13 protein-coding genes are annotated in these 18,960 nt (G+C 68.3%); 5 read left to right on the plus strand and 8 right to left on the minus strand.

Translation table 11 applies throughout. The features are described from left to right. Positions 1-191: 191 nt before the first annotated feature. Positions 192-518, minus strand: a complete 327-nt coding sequence (locus F8568_RS32115; protein WP_151597444.1) for a DUF397 domain-containing protein — start codon at positions 516-518, stop codon at positions 192-194. After that, a complete protein-coding gene (locus F8568_RS32120; RefSeq protein WP_151597445.1) occupies positions 509-1,318 on the minus strand; it encodes a helix-turn-helix domain-containing protein in 810 nt (269 codons plus the stop codon). The genes F8568_RS32115 and F8568_RS32120 overlap by 10 nt, the downstream gene beginning before the upstream one ends. 143 nt (positions 1,319-1,461) lie before the next feature. Between F8568_RS32120 and F8568_RS32125 the strand changes: the two genes are divergently transcribed. Beyond that, complete coding sequence (locus tag F8568_RS32125) at positions 1,462-1,860, plus strand: ATP-binding protein (protein ID WP_151597446.1); 399 nt, start codon at positions 1,462-1,464, stop codon at positions 1,858-1,860. 72 nt (positions 1,861-1,932) lie between these two features. Here F8568_RS32125 and F8568_RS32130 read toward each other — a convergent pair whose 3' ends face one another. From F8568_RS32130 to F8568_RS32155, 6 genes are all read right to left on the minus strand, one after another. Continuing rightward, positions 1,933-3,501, minus strand: a complete 1,569-nt coding sequence (locus F8568_RS32130; protein ID WP_151597447.1) for a serine/threonine-protein kinase — start codon at positions 3,499-3,501, stop codon at positions 1,933-1,935. Between the two features lie 112 nt (positions 3,502-3,613). Beyond that, positions 3,614-6,766 (minus strand): type I restriction endonuclease subunit R, encoded by a 3,153-nt coding sequence (locus tag F8568_RS32135; RefSeq protein WP_151597448.1) that lies wholly within the window; start codon positions 6,764-6,766, stop codon positions 3,614-3,616. A 5-nt stretch (positions 6,767-6,771) separates the two neighbouring features. Continuing rightward, complete coding sequence (locus tag F8568_RS32140) at positions 6,772-8,868, minus strand: AIPR family protein (protein ID WP_328601118.1); 2,097 nt, start codon at positions 8,866-8,868, stop codon at positions 6,772-6,774. 167 nt (positions 8,869-9,035) lie between these two features. Further along, entirely contained in the window at positions 9,036-10,325 is a 1,290-nt protein-coding gene (locus tag F8568_RS32145) for a restriction endonuclease subunit S (RefSeq protein ID WP_151597450.1), read from the minus strand. Continuing rightward, positions 10,322-12,334, minus strand: a complete 2,013-nt coding sequence (locus F8568_RS32150; protein WP_151597451.1) for a type I restriction-modification system subunit M — start codon at positions 12,332-12,334, stop codon at positions 10,322-10,324. Before F8568_RS32150 ends, F8568_RS32145 begins: the two co-directional genes overlap by 4 nt. A 79-nt stretch (positions 12,335-12,413) precedes the next feature. Continuing rightward, positions 12,414-14,453 carry an N-6 DNA methylase gene (locus tag F8568_RS32155; protein WP_202125608.1) on the minus strand — a complete coding sequence of 680 codons (2,040 nt, stop codon included), beginning with the start codon at positions 14,451-14,453 and terminating at the stop codon, positions 12,414-12,416. A 129-nt stretch (positions 14,454-14,582) separates the two neighbouring features. On the opposite strand from F8568_RS32155, the gene F8568_RS32160 reads away from it, so the two are divergent. The 4 genes from F8568_RS32160 to F8568_RS32175 all read left to right on the plus strand — a co-directional run bounded on the left by F8568_RS32160 (position 14,583) and on the right by F8568_RS32175 (position 18,861). Beyond that, positions 14,583-15,515 carry an exonuclease domain-containing protein gene (locus F8568_RS32160; protein WP_151597452.1) on the plus strand — a complete coding sequence of 311 codons (933 nt, stop codon included), beginning with the start codon at positions 14,583-14,585 and terminating at the stop codon, positions 15,513-15,515. 119 nt (positions 15,516-15,634) lie between these two features. Next, the gene (locus tag F8568_RS32165; RefSeq protein ID WP_151597453.1) at positions 15,635-16,111 is read left to right on the plus strand and encodes a DUF4352 domain-containing protein; all 477 of its coding nucleotides are present in this window, start codon (positions 15,635-15,637) and stop codon (positions 16,109-16,111) included. Positions 16,112-16,463: 352 nt separating this feature from the next. Further along, positions 16,464-17,414: a hypothetical protein gene (locus F8568_RS32170; protein WP_151597454.1), complete on the plus strand. Its 951-nt coding sequence runs from the start codon at positions 16,464-16,466 to the stop codon at positions 17,412-17,414. A gap of 184 nt (positions 17,415-17,598) precedes the next feature. Continuing rightward, positions 17,599-18,861, plus strand: coding sequence for a hypothetical protein (locus F8568_RS32175; RefSeq protein WP_151597455.1), 1,263 nt, complete (start codon positions 17,599-17,601; stop codon positions 18,859-18,861). Positions 18,862-18,960 lie beyond the last annotated feature (99 nt).

Raw genomic sequence — 18,960 nt, forward strand, 5'->3', positions numbered from 1 at the left:
CCCCCCCCCCCCCCCCCCCCCCTGTGGGGGGGGGGGGGGGGGCGGGGCCCCCCCCCCCCCCCCCCCCCCCCCCCCCCCAAACCCCAACGAACCTGCCGGACGCGATGGTGCGGGGCGGGCCGTCCCGGCAGGGGTGTGGACGGCCCGCCGTGGCTTGGTCTCGTGGGAAGCGGGGGACAGTTGAGGGACGGTCAGCGGGACGCGCGGGCGGCGTCCACGGCACTGCGCAGAGCCGCACGGGTCACCAGCAGGACGGGCCCGTCCGGGTCCTTGCTGTCCCGCACCGCAACAGCGTCCGCCACCGCCCCGGCCGCGTCCGCCAATTCGACGCACTCTCCGCCGTTCGGTCCGCTGTGTGTGCTCCTGTGCCAGGCGAGCCCGGCCAACTCCACGCACTCAGCCGCGTTCGAAGCGCTGTGCGCGCTCTTACGCCACGCAAGCCCGGCCAGCTCGATGCAGTTGCCGCCGTTGGAAGCGCTGTAGCTGCTCTTGCGCCACCTCATGTGTGTCAGGTCCATTTCTCCTGGGCCACCTTCCTGATCAGCTCGCGAGACATGTCTTCTGTGAGAGCGCGCGAGCGGAGCGCGACAAGCGTTCGTGCCAGCGCGGACAGGTCTGTGGGGTCGTCGGTGGTGATGGCGCGTATGGCCGTCTCGACATACGCGACCTCGCTTCGATCGTCCATCGTCGCGACCACGAAAGCACCTGTGTTGCCGTCATGCTCGCCGCTTGTCAACACTACTTGAACCGTGACGTTGGGCAACATGCTGAGCTCTATGAGGTGCTCGAGCTGTTCCCGCATCGTCTCGGCCGTGCCGACCGGGCGGTAGAGAGACTGCTCGTCGATGAGGAGGACGAGGGTAGGCGGGACGTCCTCCTCACTCCTCGTGATGATCGCTTGGCGGTCGATACGGGCGTCGGCAGCGTCCTGGTTCTGATGCAGGATCGCCAGTGCGTAAGCCGGTGTCTGCGCCAAGCCAGGGATCAGGGAGTGTTCCCAGCAGACGAGCATGGCCGCATCGGACTCGACTGCGGGCCAGTCGAACCAGACGGGGACTGGGTGACCGTTGCGATTGAGGTCGAGCCAGAGCTTGATCAGCGCTCCGTCGGCCTCGAGCATCCGATCGACCGCTTCGACGAAGGCCCGGGTGGCGCGCCTGGTGCCGTTCTCGATACGACTCACCTGCGCCTTGCTGATGTTCGTGCGATCAGCGATGGACTGTTGCGTGATGCCCTTCGCCTCCCGCATCCTGCGCAGCTGACCGCCAAAAGCGATCAGCGCCGGGGACTCCTTGGGACGTTGCCGTCGTGGGGGCATGACCGCGATGTTTCCTCTCCCTGGTACCTCACCAGGACTGGCGTCTTGTTTCCAGTCGTCACCAAGACGATCCGGTAACACCACGATACCTCGGAACCTTGCTAGTTGTGTTGTATTCGCCACACACAGTGAGGAGAGCGATCATGGGCGAGGCGGCGCGGCGGGAGAACGAGATGGTGGTGAAGCACGACCTCACGGTCGTCGCCGAGGTGCGGCGGTTCGTGCGGCTGGTCACCGGCCAGTGGGACATGGACGACTTCATCCCGTGCCTGGTGGCCAGCGAACTCGTCACCAACGCCCTGCGCTACGCGTCCGCGTCCGACGACGACGTGACGTTCCGGATCGGACGCACCGACGACGGCGCGCTGTGGATGGAGGTCCAGGACGCGACCTGCGACCTGCCGTGCATGCAGCGCGCCGACACCATCAGCGAGGCCGGACGCGGCCTGTTCATCGTCGACCAGTTCTGCCGCTGCTGGGGCGTCCGGCCGCTGGCCGGCAACACCGGCAAGGTCGTCTTCGCCGTCCTGAACGCGGCGTGAAGAGCTGCGGAGGGGCGGCGTCCTCCCGTCCGCCCCTCCGCTCTGGCGCGGCCGCCGTGACCGAGCGCGCGGTCACCGGGACATGCGGATGCGGGTGAGGATGTCGGCGATCTCGCGGGTGTGATCGTCGTCGGGCCCGTTGATGACGAGGTGGTCTTGGTAGAGGGGCTCGAAGATGTTCTCGGCGGCGGTCTGGTCGTCGGCGGACAGCAGGAGCATGCCGATGCTGTACCGGATGTCGAGGGCGAGTTCGCTGGCGTGGCTGCCGGCGGCGGCGACGTCGTCGAGGAGGCGGCGGAACTGGTCGAGCGCGACGGTGTTCTGGCCGAGGTTCGCGCGGCATTGGGCCGCGTAGCGGCGGGACTGCAAGGCGCGGTCGCCGGCCGGTCCGGCCGTGCGGGCATAGGCGTCGGCGAGGGCGTCGAACTCGGGGAGGGCCGTGCGCGCGTCTCCGCCGAGGAACAGGATCAGCGCGCGGTGGAAACGCAGTTTGAGCAGGTCGGGGCTTTCGGAGCCGAGCATTCGCGCGGCCGGTCCGATGACCGCTTCGACGACGTCGGCCGCCTGCGCGTACCGGTCGGAGACGAGCAGGTCGGTGGAGCGCTTGAGCGCGTCGTCGATGGCGAGCCGGAGCTGGGTCGGGGGCGTGGTCGGCGCCTGCGGCACGGTCGGCGGCGCCGGGACGGGAGGGGGCCGGCGACGCGTGCGCGGGTGGGGCGCGTTCGGCTGCCGGTACAGGAGTGTCGGGTCGGGCATCGCGCCGAGGCGCCGGCTCGTGGGAAGCGCCGGAGACCCGGCCGTCGGGAGGAACGGGAGCAGGCGCTCGTAGACGGCGTAGGCGTCGGCGGGGCGCTGTTCGGGCTGCTTGGCCAGCAGGTCCAGGACGAGCCGCTCCAGGTCCGGCGGAACGTCCGGACGCAGCTCGGTCAGCGGCGTCGGGTCCCTGGTGATGTGCTGCTTCCACAGGGCGTACTGGCTGGTGCCATCGAAGACGGGCGTGCCCGACAGCAGTTCGTGCAGGACGCAGCCCAGCCCGTACAGGTCGCTCTGCGGGGTCACCTGCGCGGCGTTGACCTGTTCGGGGGACATGTACCGGCTGGTGCCCACCGGGATGCCCGTGACGGTGATCCTGGTGACGTCGCGGCGGAGGATCGCGGCGATGCCGAAGTCGAGGACCTTGACGGTTCCGTCATAGGTGACGAGGACGTTGTCGGGTTTCAGGTCGCGGTGCACGACCGGGATCGCGTGCGCGTGCGACAGGACGGTGGCGATCTGCGCGCCGGTCGCGGCGGCCCAGGCGACCGGCGGCGGGTCGGCGCGGTCGATGTAGGAGCGCAGGTTCCTGCCCTCGATGTACTGCATCACCAGGTAGAGGCGGTCCGCGGAGTCGGCGTCCAGGACCGCGTCGTACACCTGCGGAACGCCGTGGTGCTGGATGCGGGCGGTGATGCGCGCCTCGCGGCGGAACCGTTCGGCCAGGTCGGCGATGTGCTCCGGGGACAGCATCATGTCGGGGCGGATGGCCTTGACGGCGATCTCGCGGTCCAGCACCGAGTCGTAGCCGCGCCAGATCGTGCCCATGCCCCCGGCGCCGATCTCCTCGATCAGTTCATAGCGGTCGGCAATGGTCCTGACCGGCATCCTTGCTCCGCGTGCGCTCGCCCCTGTCCGAAGTGGCCAGTTTCGCGGTGGCGGAGATCGGCTGTCCACCCGACCGCCGATTCGTTCGGCGGACGGCCGGGCGGGCGAGTGATCAGGCGACGCCGGCCTGTTCGCGCAGCATTTGCCATGCCGCGCGGCGGGCGCGGCTGTTCAGGGACGACTTGAATTCGGGGTCCGAGCCGAAGTACTTCTCCCCGAGGGTGGCCATGGTGTCGACGCGGTCCATCATCTTCTGCTCGAATTCCGGGTCGAAGACGATCGCGAAGTTTTCCAGGTCATTGGCGACCGCGGCCTGTTTGACCTTCTGCACGGCCATCGTCTCCTCGACCACCGGCAGGACGTCCGCTTCGGTGAGGTTGCTGCCGTGCTTGGCGTTGAACCTCTCGATCAGCTCGGCCAGCAGCGACTTCTCCGGTTCCTTGGCGCCGCCGGCGCCGTCCCCGAAGCCCTTCACCACCGCGGCGCCCTCGGCGGCGAGGCCGAGGTCGTGCTCGCCGGTCCTTTCCACCCGCATGTGGCTGAGGTCGACCTCGCCGATGTCGACGCCGCCGTCCGCGCGGCGGGGCAGCCGGTTGAGCAGGTGCCGCCCGTAGAGGTGGAGGCGTTCGAGTTCGGCGTCGCGGTACGGGACGATCTGCGACAGGAACCCGTACTTGCGCACGTAGTCGTTGAGGTTGGCGCGAAAGTCCTCGGCGATCTCGTGGTCGTCGTCGTCCTCGCTGTCGATCAGCGCGGTGAACCTCTCGACGGCCGGGTTCAGCAGCCGGTACAGCTCGGCGTGCAGCTTCTCCCAGCGCGCGGCCGAACCGCCCGCCTTCTCCTCGGCTTCGAGATACGCGCGCGCGAACTCGTCCATTTCCGCGTCGGCGAGGATCTGCGCCGACATGACCCGGCTCTGCGCGGTGTAGAGGAGGTTCGGGTCTGACGGAAGCGTCATCGCGTCTTCGTAGTACGGGCGGAACGCGTCCTGGACGTCCTCGGCGTCGTTGACGAAGTCGACGATCGCCAGGTCCGTCTGGCTCTTGCGGTCGGCGGTCCGGTTGAGCCGCGACAGCGTCTGGACGGCCGAGATCCCCAGCAGCTTCTTGTTCACGTACATCGTCGTCAGCAACGGCTGGTCGAAGCCGGTCTGGTACTTCTCGGCGACGACGAGGATCCGGTACTCGGGCTTTCCGCGCCCACCCGTCTGCGTGGTGAGGTCGTCGGCCCGCGTGTACGCGAACGCCTTGGGCAGAGCGCTCTCCGGCAGGCCGCCGTTCTCCTTCGACTCGGTGATCTCTTCCTTCTCGTACGTCAGCGAGCCGGAGAACGCGACGAGGACGCCGATGCCGTAGCCCATATCGTCGATGTGCTGCTTGATCGCGCGCGACATCTGCACGGCGCTCTTGCGCGAGGCCGTCACCACCATCGCCTTGGCCCGCCCGCCGAGCCGCCCCTGCGTGTGCGCGCGGAAGTGCTCAACGATGATCTTCGCGTGCTGCGCGACGGTCGAGGGATGCATCACCGCATAGCGCGCCAGTTGCGCGTTCGCCTTGGACTGGTCGACTTCGCGGTCATCGGGGTTGTTGTTGACGAGCTTCCAGTACGTGCCGTACGTGACGTAGTTGCGCAGCGGGTCGAGGATGAAGCCCTCCTCGATCGCCTGCCGCATCGAGTACGTGTGGAACGGCCGGTACGTCGGCTTGCCGTCGACGGTTTCCAGCGTCCCGAACAGCTCCAGCGTCTTGCTCTTCGGCGTCGCCGTGAACGCGAAGTACGAGAGGTTGGACGCCTGCGAGCGCTGCTCGGCCTTGCGCTCCAGCTTCGCTTCGACCGTCGTGGTGCCCTCGTCCTCGTCGTCGGCGTCCAAGCCCAGGTCGCGGAGCGCGGCCTTGACCGCCGTCGCCGCGTCCCCGGACTGCGACGAGTGCGCCTCGTCCACGACGATCGCGAACCGGTGCCCGGCGATCTCGGTCGGGTTGCGCTTCAGGAAGTCGATCAGCGCCGGGAACGTCTGCAGCGTCACCGTGATGATCTTTCCGGACTGCTGCGACAGCGCCTTGGCGAGCTGCTCGGACTTCGCGCCGATCCGCTCGTCGATCTTCACCACGAGCCCGGCCGTCTGCTCGAAGACGCCGATCGTCTCCCGCAACTGGGAGTCCAGGTTCCGCCGGTCGGTGATGACGATGACCTTGTCGAACACCGGCGTCCCCGGCTCGACACCATTCGCGATCGCCTCCGGCGCCAGCTCCGCCGCGTTCACAGGCGTGTGCAGCGACGACAGCCGGTGCGCCAGCCACGCGATCGTGTTCGACTTGCCCGAGCCGGCGGACGCCATCACCAGGTAGTTGTGCCCGGCCCCGTAACGAGCCGCGTGCGCGGTGAGCTTCTTGACCACGTCCCATTGGTGGTAACGCGGGAAGATCAGCGTCGTGCTCGTCCGGCCGCCGGTGCTCTTGGTCTTCTGCTCGTGGACGAACCGCTGGAGCATGTCCAACCAGGTGTCCGGCTCCCAGATCCGCGTCCACAGGTAGGAAGTGGCGTACGTCCCCGGCTCGACCGGCGCCGGGTTGCCCGCCCCGCCGGACCGTCCCGGCCCCTCGGACCCGGTGTTGAACGGCAGGAACCGCGTCTTCCCGCCCCGCAACTGCGTCGCGACGAACACCAGATCGGGATCGACGCAGAAGTTCGCCACCACCCGATGCCGGAAGATCAGCTCGCTCGGGTCGCGGTCGCTGCGGTACTGCTCCTTCGCCTGCTCCACGCCCTGCCCGGTCAGCGGATTCTTCAACTCGGCCGTCGCGACCGGAATCCCGTTGACGAACAGCGCCAGGTCGAGCCGGTTCCCCTTGTCGGCCTGCTTGGTCGCGTACTCCAGCTCCCGGACGACCGTCAGCCGGTTCGCCCGGTACTCGTCCAGGACGGAGTCGTCCAGCACAAGGTTCGGCTTGAAGTACGCGAGACGGATCAGGACACCCCGGTCCTTCACGCCCTTGCGCAGGACGGTGAGCACCCCGTCCTCAGCGATCGCCTTGTCGAGCCGCCTCGCGAACCCGACCTGCGCCGCCTCGGTCTCGCCCCCGTAGAGCATGACGAGCCGTTCCCAGTCGTCGCCCTGGGTGTCCCCGATGAACGTGAAGAGCTGTCGCGTATCGAGCCCGAGTTCCGCCCGGTAGTCGCGCGGATCGCCCGCTTCCCATCCGCGTTCGAGCATCGCCGCGACGATCGCGTCCCCGAACGCCTTTTCGTCATGCACAGGACTCATGCTTTTCAGCCTTCCTCGTCGCGATCGAAGATCTCAACGGCCAGGTCCCAGAGCGACTTGTCCCCGTACCACCATCGCCTCGGCCCCTGCACGGACACGGGCGAACGCTCGTAACCCGCGAGTTCCCAAATGTGCGTGACGAGGCCCGTCGGCGAGTACACCTTCCCGTCGTACGCCCACAGCAGGCAGTTGCGGCGATCGTTCACCCAGGAGGCCGTTCTCCGGCGTTCGTCCTCGGCGAGCCATCCCTCCACCGCCTGGATTTCACCGCTGCTCTCGGGCCGGTAGACCACCCGAGCACCGTCAGCGAGGGCCCGTGCACTGACCAAGGTCGGGACGGCGTTCGGGCGGCGCTGCCGGCGCGGATTGCGTCTGGGCGGCAGATAGTCGTCCGGAAGGGCCGGGACGGTCCTTCCGTGCCGCACGTCGTCCACCACCAGCGCCGCGAGGTCCTTGCATCTCGTCTCGTTCGTGAACGTCGCGCTGAGGAAGGAGTTCGGACCGTACTCGGCGTCGACGTGGAAGATGAGCCACGACAGCACGCCGTCCACCAGTTCTGGGATGCGCGCCAGCATCGCCTCCTCATCGAAGCCGAACTCGTCGATTTCTTCGAGGTCGAGAAGCTGGAACACCAGATGCGTGATGAGAAGCTCGCCGCGCCTCGTCATGTCCGCGGCGCGCCCATAGAGTTCCTTGCGCTTCGTCTCCAGCGCGGCGCCGACGGCACGCCGCGCCAGGACGAGGCGCCAGATCCGGTGCGCCGTCGGCTGCTCGCCGAACAGCCGAGGGTAGGCGCCGCTCGATCCGCGTTCCCACAGCGTGTCGGTTCCCTGACCGGCCCGTACGGCAAGCTCGGGCGACCGGTGCGCGCAGGCGAGTGCGACCGCCGCGTGCTCGACGGAGCATCCCGCGTCCGGCGACGGGTCCGGCTCTCCCCGCTTGAAGACGTAGAGCTTCCCCAGCGACAGCAGGAAGTCCTCGCGAATCTGCGCCTGCGTGCCGTCCAGCGCGATGAAGTCGCGCTGCGAGACGTCGTTCTGCGTGTTCGTCGTCTCGGTGATCTTCTTCGCGTAGGCCGGGCGGTCCCGCCCCAGGGAGTACGCGCGGACGGTCACGTCCGCTTCCTCGACGCGCTCCTCGTCCTTCTTCATCGCCTCGTGGATGGCGGACACGGTCTGCGCGCCGTTGACCACGCTGACGCCCTTCATCGCCAGCCGGACGGGCTCGTCGGGCCGGCGCCGTCCGAGCCAATGCGGCTCGATGCTGTCGCACAGCACCGTGATGCCGTTGTTGAAGTACCAGAAATTCTCCGGCTCGTTGAGCAGCGTCTCCTTGATACCGCTGTTGATGCGGGTCAGCCCCAGCGACTTGCGGACGTTCTGCTCGTACAGGGAGTCGCCATGGTCGCTGAACCATTGGGCGACATCGCGGACGGCAACGGTCCCCTGCCATGCCTCGAAGGGAGTATCGCGCTTGATCCATCCCGACATCGTGGCTTCGACGTCGATCGGAGCAGGCGCCAAGTCCTGGCGAAGCCGCCGATGGAAATCCGCATCACCGACGACCTTGTAATCGAGCATCGGCCCCCGGTGGTTGAATTCCTCGCGGGCGCGATCGAAGACATCCTGCGCGGCCTTCGACAGCACGGCCGGACCCATCACCGCGACGACCAAGGTGATCTGCAACCGAGGGTCGCCCATGGCAACGTCGAGCTGCCCCTTGAAAGGGTCGAACCTGTCGTTGAAGGTGTCCTCGAACTGGCGCCGCTCGATCAGCCGCAGGCCCTCGATGAACTTCAGGGCCTCCCCCAGGTCCATCTTCCCTTTGCCCGCGTCGCTCCACTTCGCCTGGACGAGCCAGACATGACGCGACGTCTCGTCCACCGCAACGGCGTCGATGCCCTGATCGTTCTCACCGTCGATGACGGCAAGACCCGCATCTTTGTATTCGCATCCGATCACCAGGCGGACCGCCGAAGCCGCCAGGGCTCGAGACAGGAACCGCTGCTCCCAGGCGTCGCCCCGATACCCCTTCAGATCCTCGTCGTAGATCAAACCCTTGTAGTCCCGGAGCAGCGCCTGCCGGACCTGCTGCACCTGCACGGGAATGCGGGCTCCCTCATGCGTCGAAGTCATCGATCCCTCGCCCTTCCGGCATTTACCACCCGGTCACCAGCATCGGCGACTAGTATCACGCGGAAGGGGCGTTTCGCCCTGGCGAATTCGGCTCAATGGCCACTCCAGGCCACGCCCGCCCCGCCTCCGCGCCCCTACCCCGTAACCCCACGACCGGATGCCGTGGACACATCGAACTGCCCCGTAACCGCCGCCGTAATCAACGCCTGCCGCCGCTCCGCCAGCAACGCCAACTGAGCTTTGATTCGAGGTTTGATCTCCTCGATCTTGTTGCGATCATGCACTACTTCGGCGACGAATCTCTTCTGCTTCCTCACATCGGCCAGCGGCATGGGCCATGCCTTTACTTCCTCGAAACGAATGTTGGCCATTGACTGCGAAGCGCCATTGGCGGACGATGCACACAAGGCACGTATTCGACTACCGCGCGCCACAGTCGCAACAAACTCCGGCAACATGCCGGGCGAAAGCCGTACTCGAAAAATTTTATCCGAAAGAAGAAGCTTCGAGCGGACCCTGTTAACCACCGCAGTTGAGCCCACTAGTTCCGGCGTGTTGGCACGGGTAATCAGCAGGTCACCATCGCGAACCTCGCTCTCACGAAATGGCGGAACTTCCTTGGGGAGTCGCTTGTTTTCGTGCGGGAGGAAGACGCCAGGGCGGAGGCAGCTGACTTTGAGTACGCCCCACTCGCCTTCGTCGGCTGGGGCAGCGTCACACTGAGGACTGACTCCCTGATCAACACTCCACACGAAGCGCCGCAGTGGTACAGATCCACATGTCTCGATGAGTTCATCGATCGCGATGTCCAGGTGCGCTCGCTCGCGCTCCTCGAGCGTCGCCAGAATTCTTTTTTGAAGACTGCCTGCCCGATCGATACGAGCGGTCTCGGCGTCGAGGAAGTCGGCGATGCGCCGCTGCTCTTCGATCGGAGGGGAAGGGAATGGAGCGTTTGCCAGACCCTCTCGATTCAGCTCTATTTGGTTTGTTGCTCCAACCGCCAGAACAGCGTAGATGTAGTCTTGAAAAAGTCGCGAGCGCAGCCAGTAGTAGGCGTATCTTGAGTTGGCCTCCGCATTATCTGTACGGACGATAGTGACATGTCCATCTGCCATGCACGGGATATCGTCAGGCGCCCCCTCAAAGAAGCCGACACGGCCGAGCGTTCCCGTTCCCGTGGAGTTGACCAGAATGTCTCCGGCCTTCAGGTAGCCCTTAAGAGTCGCCGGTCGACCATCGGACTTGTGGAACCGGGTACGCGACCAATCCAACCCATCGTCTTGGTTGGCGGCCTGGCTGATCGCCCGCACCTCTCCCTTTTCGACATAGTCAGGGGCTGTGCCACGTCTGAGATATGTCACGACACTCTTCAACCTCGTGGCCGACCAGCCAGCCGGAAGTTCGGCGCCGAACACATCACTCATTCGGTCACCTCGCCGAGGAGGGTCTGAATCTCGGCTTCGAGGGTCTTTAGCTCCGCGTTGATCTCGGAGAGGGGTCGTGGGGGCTTGTAGACGTAGAAGTGACGCGTGACCGGGATCTCGTAGCCGATCTTGGTTTTGGTGTGGTCTATCCAGGCGTCGGGGACGTGCGGGAGGACCTCGCGCTTGAGGTAGTCCTCTACGTCCTCGTCCAGCGGGACGTTCTCGTAGTCGCGGAGGTCGGGGTCGGGTTCGATGACGCCCTTGCGCACGTACTGAACTTCGCCTTCGGGGTCGCGGACGCCGATGGTGTCGCGGACAGCCTTGGAGAACGGTGCGCCGGGCGGCCATACGAGGCCGGCATCGACCACTGCGCCCATGAGGGCGTTCAGGGCCTCGAACTTGGTGGCCCAGGTGGTGCCGAGGAGCGGGCGGATCGCGTTGATCAGGGCGTCCGCGTAGCCGAGCCTCTGGACCTGCCTTGTCGCCTCCAGGGCAGCCAGGGTCTCGTCGGTCAGCTCGAAGCGGAGCTTGAGGGGGCGTTCGACGGTGATGCGGCGGTAGCCGAAGTCCTGGTTGCGGAAGACCTTGACCTTGCTGTGCAGCGGGTGGTCTGGGTCGTCGGCGACCTCCAGGGCCTCGCTGTAGAGCCGGGTGATCTCGCCGATGTGGTCGGGGCGTCCGTCCTGGCCGTCGCCGATCTCCTTGCGCTTGTCGCCGAGGGACTTGCGCATCTTCTGCCAGTAGTCCCGGGCGTCCAGCAGGATGACCTTGCCCTCGTGGTCGGGGTGCTTGCGGTTGGTGACGATCCAGAAGTACGTCGAGATGCCGGTGTTGTAGAAGAGCTGGTCGGGCAGCGCGACGATCGCCTCCAGCCAGTCGTTCTCGATGATCCACTGGCGGATGCGGGACTCGCCGGACTCGGCGGCGCCGGTGAACAGAGGCGAGCCGTTGAAGACGATCGCGATGCGGCTGCCGCCGGTGCCGTCGATGCCCCGCGGCTTCATCTTCGAGATCATGTGCTGGAGGAACAGGAACGAGCCGTCGTTGATGCGCGGGAGGCCGGCGCCGAAGCGGCCGGACTCGCCGAGCGTCTCGTGCTCGTGCTCGATCTCCTCCTTGACCTTCTTCCACTCGACACCGAACGGCGGGTTGGCGAGCATGTAATCGAACCTGGCGGAGCGGTGCCCGTCGTCGCTGAAGGAGTTGCCGAACGCGATGTTGTCCGGCTCCTGGCCCTTGATCATCAGGTCGGACCGGCAGATCGCCCACGACTCGGGATTGAGTTCCTGCCCGTAGACCTCGACCGTCGCGTCCGGGTTGAGGGTGGTGATGTACTCCTGCATCGTGCTGAGCATCCCGCCGGTGCCGCAGGCCGGGTCCAGCACCTTGCGCGCGGCGCCGGGCAGGCTGAGCATGTCGGCGTCCGGCGCGACCAGGAGGTTGACCATGAGCTTGATGACCTCGCGCGGCGTGAAGTGCTCACCGGCCGTCTCGTTGGACAGCTCCGAGAAGCGCCTGATGAGGTCCTCGAAGAAGTAGCCCATGTCGTGGTTGGACACGACCTCGGGGCGGACGTCCAGGTCGGCGAAGCGTCCGACGACCTTGTACAGCAGGTTCGCGCCGTCCAGCCGCTTGATCTGCTGGGCGAACTCGTACTTCTCCAGCACCTCGCGCGCGTTCGGGGAGAAGCCCGCGACGTACTTGTTGAGGTTCGTCGCCGCGTTCTCCGCATCGTTCGCGATCTTCGCAAGGGTGTAGCCGGTGGTGTTGTAGAACGACTGGCCCGACGCGCGGCGCAGGAAGCCCTCCGCGTCCATGTCCTTGCCCTTGAACCGCTCGACCGTCTCCTGGACGGCCGCGCGGGTCGGCTCCAGGACGGTCTCCAGCCTGCGCAGCACGGTGAACGGCAGGATGACCTTGCCGTACTCCGACTGCTTGAAGTCACCGCGCAGGAGGTCAGCGACCGACCAGGCGTGGTTCACCAGTTCGGTGTGCTTGCTCGGGTTCAAGGGGTTCCCTTCCGGATCGGACGGCCTGCGAGGCAGGGATTCTCAAGTCTGGTGCATGCGCGGCGGCGTGCGCGGGGGCTCAGGGCAACTCGGTTCCCGGGGGAAGGAGCGCGCCGGTGCTGAGGGTCGCGGCCAGGAGGTTTGCTGTCTCGTCGGCGGAGGTCGCGGCGTTCCGTGCGGCGGTTCGCAGTTCGTGGAGCCTGCGGAACGCGTGGCCGTAAGCGGTCTGCTCGCCGAGCGGGAGCAGCGGGACGCGCAGCCGGGACGCGACGAGCTGGTGCGTGGAGCTGCCGGTCGTCGCCTGGCTGACGTTGTCGGGCGCGCTGACGAACCCGGCGAGGAACCAGGGATCGAGGCGCGCGGGGTCGGGCCGGAGCAGGAACACGCCGTGGCCGAGCAGGCATCCGGCGTCGTCCTCGCCCGCGACGCGGGTCGCGACGCCCTGCGGGCCGACGATCTGTGTGAGCAGGACGTCCCCCGCCTCGACGACGACCGGATCGGCCAGGTGGATCTCGCCCGCGTCGCCGTCGGCGCGCGTCCCGCCGAGCAGGTCGCGCGCCCGGAGGACGGGGCGGTCCGCGAGATCGGCGGGCAGCGTGCCCGGCGAGGCGGCCCGGACTCCCCGGTGGACGGCGAGCGCGCCGCCGCGGGCCAGGTCGGCGACCGTGGCGCCGCGCCACGTGCGGCTCGCCTCCCCGGCCGATGCCGGCAGCCCGATGTCGCTCGCTTCGGTCAGCGCGGCGATGTCCGCTTTGAGGCGGTCGATGAGCCGAGCGACGTCGCGGAGGGCCGCATCCGGTGTGATCACCGGTGCCGTGCGGACGTGCCGGGCGGGCGACAGGTCGACGAGATCGTCCAGGAGGTCGATCGCCGGAAGGGCGCGCGCGGTGCCCGGGACCTCGGCGAACTCGGCGGGCTCGGTGAACGCCTGCCAGGTGTCGAGGATCGTCTCGTGGAGCTTGCCGGTGTCCGATGCCTTGCCTTCGCCGTCGGAGGCGTCCATCAGCAGGACGAGGTCGCGGCCGGGGCGGGCTGCTTCGGGGCGGCGGAGTATCCACAGGTGAAGCCCGATGTGGTGCGGTACGGCGAGGCCGGCCGGTAGCGCGATGACCCCGCACAGCGCGCCTCGCCGGAGCAGCTCGGCCCGGATGCGGCGGCCGGACGAGCGTGACGCGGTCGCCGGCGGAAGCAGCAGCACGGCGTGGCCGCCCTCGGTCAGGTGCGCCAGGGCGTGCTGGACCCAGGCGAGCTCCGGCTCCGACCGCGGCGGCACGCCGTAGGCCCAGCGGGTGTCGAGCGCCAGCTCGTCGTGCCCCCACTCGCGGTCGCCGTACGGCGGGTTGCAGACGACGGCGTCCACGCGCAGGTCGGGGAAGGCGTCGTCGCGGAGGCTGTCGCCGGTCCGGACGCGGACGGCCGCCCCGGGCACCTCTTCCGCCAGCCGGGCCTCGGCCTGCGCCGCGACGACGGGACGGTACTCCTGCCCGTGCACCGCCGCGCCGGGTCCGAGGGCCGTCGCGGCGGCGGCGAGGAGGCGTCCGCCTCCGCAGGCCGGATCGAGGACGCTGCCGGCGCGCGGCCCCCCGGTGGTGGCCAGCGCCGCCAGCAGGTCCGCGACCGCGTCCGGCGTCGGGTGCGTCCCGCGTACGCCGACCGGTGCTTCGGTGTGCTCGCCGAGGACGTCGAAGACGGCGAGCGGACCTTCCTGGTCGACCACGCGCGCCACCGATCGCAGGAGCGCCGCGGGGACATCGGTCTCGGCCGGCGTCGCGTGCAGTGCGGTCAGCCGGTCGTCATCCAGCTCGACGATCTCGGCGCGCTTCTTGCCGTCGAACCCGGCCAGGTGCGCCGCGAACCGCGCGACGGCCTCGATCTCGTGCGGCGCGCGGCCGTGCAGGTGGGCGCGCAGGTCGTCCCTGGACGAGCGCGCGGGAAGGCGCCCCCGCTCGTCGAGCCACGCCTCGACCTCGCGCCGGTCGTAGCTGGGACTGGCCTCCGTTCCCCCGCTGGGCTGCGGAAAGTCGGGGTGGCGCCGGCGCCAGTTGCTCACGGTCGCCCGCGTCACGCCGGCGAGCCGAGAGATCTCGGCGGCGGTCAGCTGCTCGCTCTGCGATGCCATCGGCACGTCCTCATCAGCTTTCGGGAGCATCGCTACTGTACACCATCCAACTCACTGAAAGCATTTGACAGTGCTTTCACGTCATGTTCTCATGATGATGCTTTCAACGACTCGTGGCAGGAGCGACGGATGACGAGCTGGGTGGCGATCGACTTCGAGACGGCGAACTCCCTGCGGGGCAGCCCGTGCTCGGTCGGACTGGTCAAGGTGCAGGACGGACGGATCGTCGAGGAGTGGTCATCGCTCATCAGGCCCCCGGCCGGATACGACCACTTCGACGCCTTCAACGTCGGCATCCACGGCATCACGGCGCACCACGTCAGAGGCGCGCCCGGCTGGCCGGAGACGCTGGAGCGGATCGTCCGGACGGCCGGCGGCGCCCCGTTCGTCGCGCACAACGCGGCCTTCGACATCGGGGTCCTCGCCGCCGCGTGCGAGGCGTCCGGCCTCCCCGTCCCCGACCTCCGGTTCGCCTGCACGCTCGTCGTCGCCAGACGGATCTGGACCGGCCTGCTCTCCTACAAGCTCCCCGTGCTCGCCGACGCCCTCGGCATCGACCTGCCACACCACCACGACGCCGGCGACGACGCGCGGGCCGCCGCCCACGTGATGCTCGCCGCGCTGAAACGGCAGGGCACCGCCGCCCTCGGCGACCTCCTCGCCGTCCACCGGATCCGGATGGGCTCCTACCGCGGCGGTGTCCGCCAGGGGTGCAGGCACCGGGGAGCCGCGCGGCGCGAACCGTTCCCGGACACCGATCCCGACGCCGACCCGGACAACCCGTTCTTCGGGCTCACGGTCTGCTTCACCGGGACGCTGCCCGGCATGACGAGGGCGGAGGCCGCCGAGCGGATGAACGCCCCCGGGGCCCGGACCGTCCCCGCCGTCACCAAGGCCGTCGACCTGCTGGTGGTCGGCACCATCGACCCCCGACGCCTCGCGCCTGACGCGGAGAAGACCGGCAAGCTCGCCAAGGCCGCGCAGCTCCGCGACGCCGGCAACGACATCACGGCCATCGACGACGAGGAGTTCTACCAGCTCCTCGCCGTCGCCGGGAGCTGATCACCCCCCCGAACGCGCCGCCGTCCGCCCGACCAGCCCAGCACCGGCGGGCGGCGGCGCCCCTCCCTTGCAACCCCCAACCGCTGACGCGTCGCGCGTCCGAACACCAAGGAGCACCCATGCGCAAGATCATCATCGGCCTCTGCGCCGTCGCCGCCCTCACCGCCGGCTGCGACTTCGAGCAGGACCCCGTCGCCGTCCAGTCCGCCGACCCCGGCAAGTCGGCCGGCAAGAGCGGCGGCTCGTCCAAGACCAAGACCTTCCCTATCAAGCTCACCGCCAAGCGGGCGCACGCGAGCAAGAGCGTCCTCAGCGACGGCGGCGCGCTGTCCTGCGTCAAGGTCACCGTCACCAACCAGACCAAGAAGCAGCTCGAGGTCAACCCCCTCTACTTCTCGATCACCGACACCAAGAACACCAAGCACGACAGCAGCTCGGCCCTCGGCGAGTACGAGGGGCAGATCGACACCACGAGCCTCGCCCCGCACGAGAAGGCCACCGGCCTCGTCTGCGCCAAGGGCAGCTTCCGCCCGAAGGTCGTCGCGATGACCAACCCCCTCCTCTCCGAAGCCGCCCGCGCCCAGGTCGCCTCCTGAACTGGGACGGCGGCCGAGGAAAAGCCAGCTCTCGATCCGAGCATTACCGAATAATCCGTTCGCACGCTCGGCGGACGGTGCGCGCGAGAGCGCCCCAGCCTCCGCCGAGCATGGCCGTACCGGCTCTCAGGCGCTCATCTCTGACACCGACCCGTGAATCGGGCTTCCAGCGCGAGGAAAAGTCTCCGACCAGAAAGGCGACCGGCCCCGGCCTCAACCGGACGGCCTCCAAATTCGAGCGAACGCCCTGGTCATCGATAGCGGCATACTCAATGGTAAGGCTTGAATAGCCGGCGAGCATATTCGTGGCCGGCCGGTCCCAACGGACGATGCGTTCCCCAGTCCGATCACCTTGGAGGCCCGCATGACGTCGGTAGAGCGAACCGGTCACAGCACGAACTGCGAGCAGGCGGAGAAGCCGCCGTGCGCCTGCGCGTGCGGAGGAGCCGAGCACGGCTGGCAGGGCGCCCTCTCCATCGCCGCCGCCTCGTCACCTACCGGTTTGGACAGGTTCAGGCGGGCCGCCGACAAAGCCTGGGAACAGGCCACGCGGGCTCGCCCTGGGCAGCGCAAGCCCGGCGGGGAGACGGCCGAGGGGCAGCACGCGGCGATCAAATCGTTCATCGCGGACGTCATCAAGTGGCTACGGTGCGACCAAAGTCTTCGCGACGACACCAAGCGGCTCGGCGAGCCGTTCCGCATCTCCCGTGACAGAGATCCAGATAAGCCACGGCGAAAGCCCACTCCCGAGGAGGAGCGCGAGTTCATCGAAAAGCACGTGATCCCGCGACTGCGCGATGAATACGACGAAGCGAAGATCAACGCTTTCCAGAAACAGGCCGCGAAGGTGCACTTCTGGTGCGAACTGCTGGCCCAGACCGCTCATGCGCTGTCCGAGTCCAAAAGGATCTGCGATGAGGCCAAGAGCGCGGTCGTCGCAGCGCTGACCCGGGACGACGATCAGCACCTTGACGGCTGGGCCAAGCTGCTGAAGGAACGGGTCGTGATCGAACGAGCCGTGAGCCTGGTGTTCGAGCAACTGCCGAGGCTCGTCACCGGTGGCGTGGCCGTCGGCGACGTGTTCCGCCTCATCTGGCCCGTCCGCGTCCTGGCCGTCCTGATGTGCCGGGAACCCCGTCGCCACTGGGCCGTCCGCCGGTACTGCATCGAGCCGATCGTCGAGCACGGGTCGGCAGAGATCCGGCAGAAGGTCAAGGACCGTCTCCGCGAGGCGTTCCCCGCCGACTGGCCCGCAGCGGACGGCGGCGTCTCGAGTGATCTGGGCGAGCGTCGGGCCGGTTGAGCGGCCATGGCGCGAGAGGCAGGACGGCGGCGGTCGGGTGGCTGTTCCGCGGGGTGACCTCCCGTGGTGCGGCGCGTTCAGGCCGATACCGGCCTCGGCCCGCCATATCGCCTGTCACCAGGCATGACCCGGTCTATGATCTTCGTCGCTGGGTGGCCCAGCGGGACGAGCGACGGGATGTTCGGTGACGGCACCGCTGGATGAGCAACAGATCGCGTATCGAAGTCACACCGTGTGGTTCTGGCCGGTGGTCTGGCCGGTCGCCATCGCGCTCAGGTGGTTTCTCGATTGGGACGCCCTGGGGCCGTTGGCCCTGTGGATCCCTGCCATCGCGCTGCAGGAGGTGAACGCGGTCCTGATAGCCCTGCGCGCCCGGCGCGGTCTGACGCTCACGGCGCGCGAGATCATCTGGCACAAGTACGAGCTGCGGCTTTCGTGGGCCAACGTGACGGCGGTGGAGTGCATCGCCCATGGGGGCGGCGCGCGGCTGGTCGTCCGCGTCGCCGACTCAGGCCAAGCGCTGGAGGACGTGGCGCGCCCGGCCCGCCTGGCGCTCCGCGGGAACCTGCGGCGATTCGGGGCACCGATCGCGTTGCCCGCCGGGCGCCTCGCGCGTCCCGCGGCCGAGGTCATCGAGGCGGCCGACCGGCTGCGGCGCGCGTACGAGCCGCCTTCGGGGGTCCGGGGGTTCGCGGCCCGTTCCGTCTCACCGGAGCGGCAACGGGCCCGAAAGATCGCGCGCGTGTGGGCCAGGCTGGCGAGTGCGGGCCTCGGTGTGCTGCTGGTGAGCACCGTCATCATCGACAGCCTGTCGTCGGACTCGGAGCCGCAGCTCGCCTTCGAGTACAAGCGGATCTCCGCCCCGGGTTACATGGACCAGCTCCTCACGATGACCAACTACGGCTTCACCGCCGTGGCGCCGACGCTGCAGCTGGATCCGCTCGACCGGGCGGGGCATGTGCTCCATGGCATCACCGTCCGGACCGCGTACGGAAGTGACCGCGGCCTGGTCGTCCTGCCGCCCCGCTCGACCGGCGGCGACGTGCTCGCCTTCGACGGGCCCGGGTCCCGGAACGTCGCGGGCGTCCGGGTGACCGTACGGCACCGGGAGCGCTCGAAGCAGCCGGCGAGGGCCGCCAGGGAACTGGAGGCGCGCCCGTCGCGAGACGGCACGTCCACCGAGCCCGGCCAGGACTTCGACACCGTGCTGCTGCACAACACCAACGGCTTCAGGGTCGCCGTACGGCTGGTGTGCATCATCTGGGAGGACCCGCCCCCGGGAGCCCCGCAGCAGATGGTGCGCAGCCTCCCCATCGGCGACCTGGTCTCCATCGCCCCCTACGACGAGGCCCGGGTGCCGGTGACCGGAACGGTCCGGCACCTGGCCCAGGACTGCGGAAGCGTCAAGGCCTACTACTCGTCTCCCGACACACCGAGCACCGTGTAGGGGGCTTGCCCGCCCGGTGACCGACGACGGCCGCGCCCCTGCGGTCGGCGTCTTTGGGTGGGTCTGTGGCGAACTCCACCGGTTCGCGGGGCATCACAG

The organism is Actinomadura physcomitrii, assembly GCF_008923205.2.
GTDB lineage: Bacteria > Actinomycetota > Actinomycetes > Streptosporangiales > Streptosporangiaceae > Spirillospora > Spirillospora physcomitrii.

Bases quoted from the DNA above. Each gene is read 5' to 3' on its own strand.
- F8568_RS32115 (WP_151597444.1), bottom strand. From the start codon at position 518: ATGGACCTGACACACATGAGGTGGCGCAAGAGCAGCTACAGCGCTTCC.
- F8568_RS32120 (WP_151597445.1), bottom strand. From the start codon at position 1,318: ATGCCCCCACGACGGCAACGTCCCAAGGAGTCCCCGGCGCTGATCGCT.
- F8568_RS32125 (WP_151597446.1), top strand. From the start codon at position 1,462: ATGGGCGAGGCGGCGCGGCGGGAGAACGAGATGGTGGTGAAGCACGAC.
- F8568_RS32130 (WP_151597447.1), bottom strand. From the start codon at position 3,501: ATGCCGGTCAGGACCATTGCCGACCGCTATGAACTGATCGAGGAGATC.
- F8568_RS32135 (WP_151597448.1), bottom strand. From the start codon at position 6,766: ATGAGTCCTGTGCATGACGAAAAGGCGTTCGGGGACGCGATCGTCGCG.
- F8568_RS32145 (WP_151597450.1), bottom strand. From the start codon at position 10,325: ATGAGTGATGTGTTCGGCGCCGAACTTCCGGCTGGCTGGTCGGCCACG.
- F8568_RS32155 (WP_202125608.1), bottom strand. From the start codon at position 14,453: ATGGCATCGCAGAGCGAGCAGCTGACCGCCGCCGAGATCTCTCGGCTC.
- F8568_RS32160 (WP_151597452.1), top strand. From the start codon at position 14,583: ATGACGAGCTGGGTGGCGATCGACTTCGAGACGGCGAACTCCCTGCGG.
- F8568_RS32165 (WP_151597453.1), top strand. From the start codon at position 15,635: ATGCGCAAGATCATCATCGGCCTCTGCGCCGTCGCCGCCCTCACCGCC.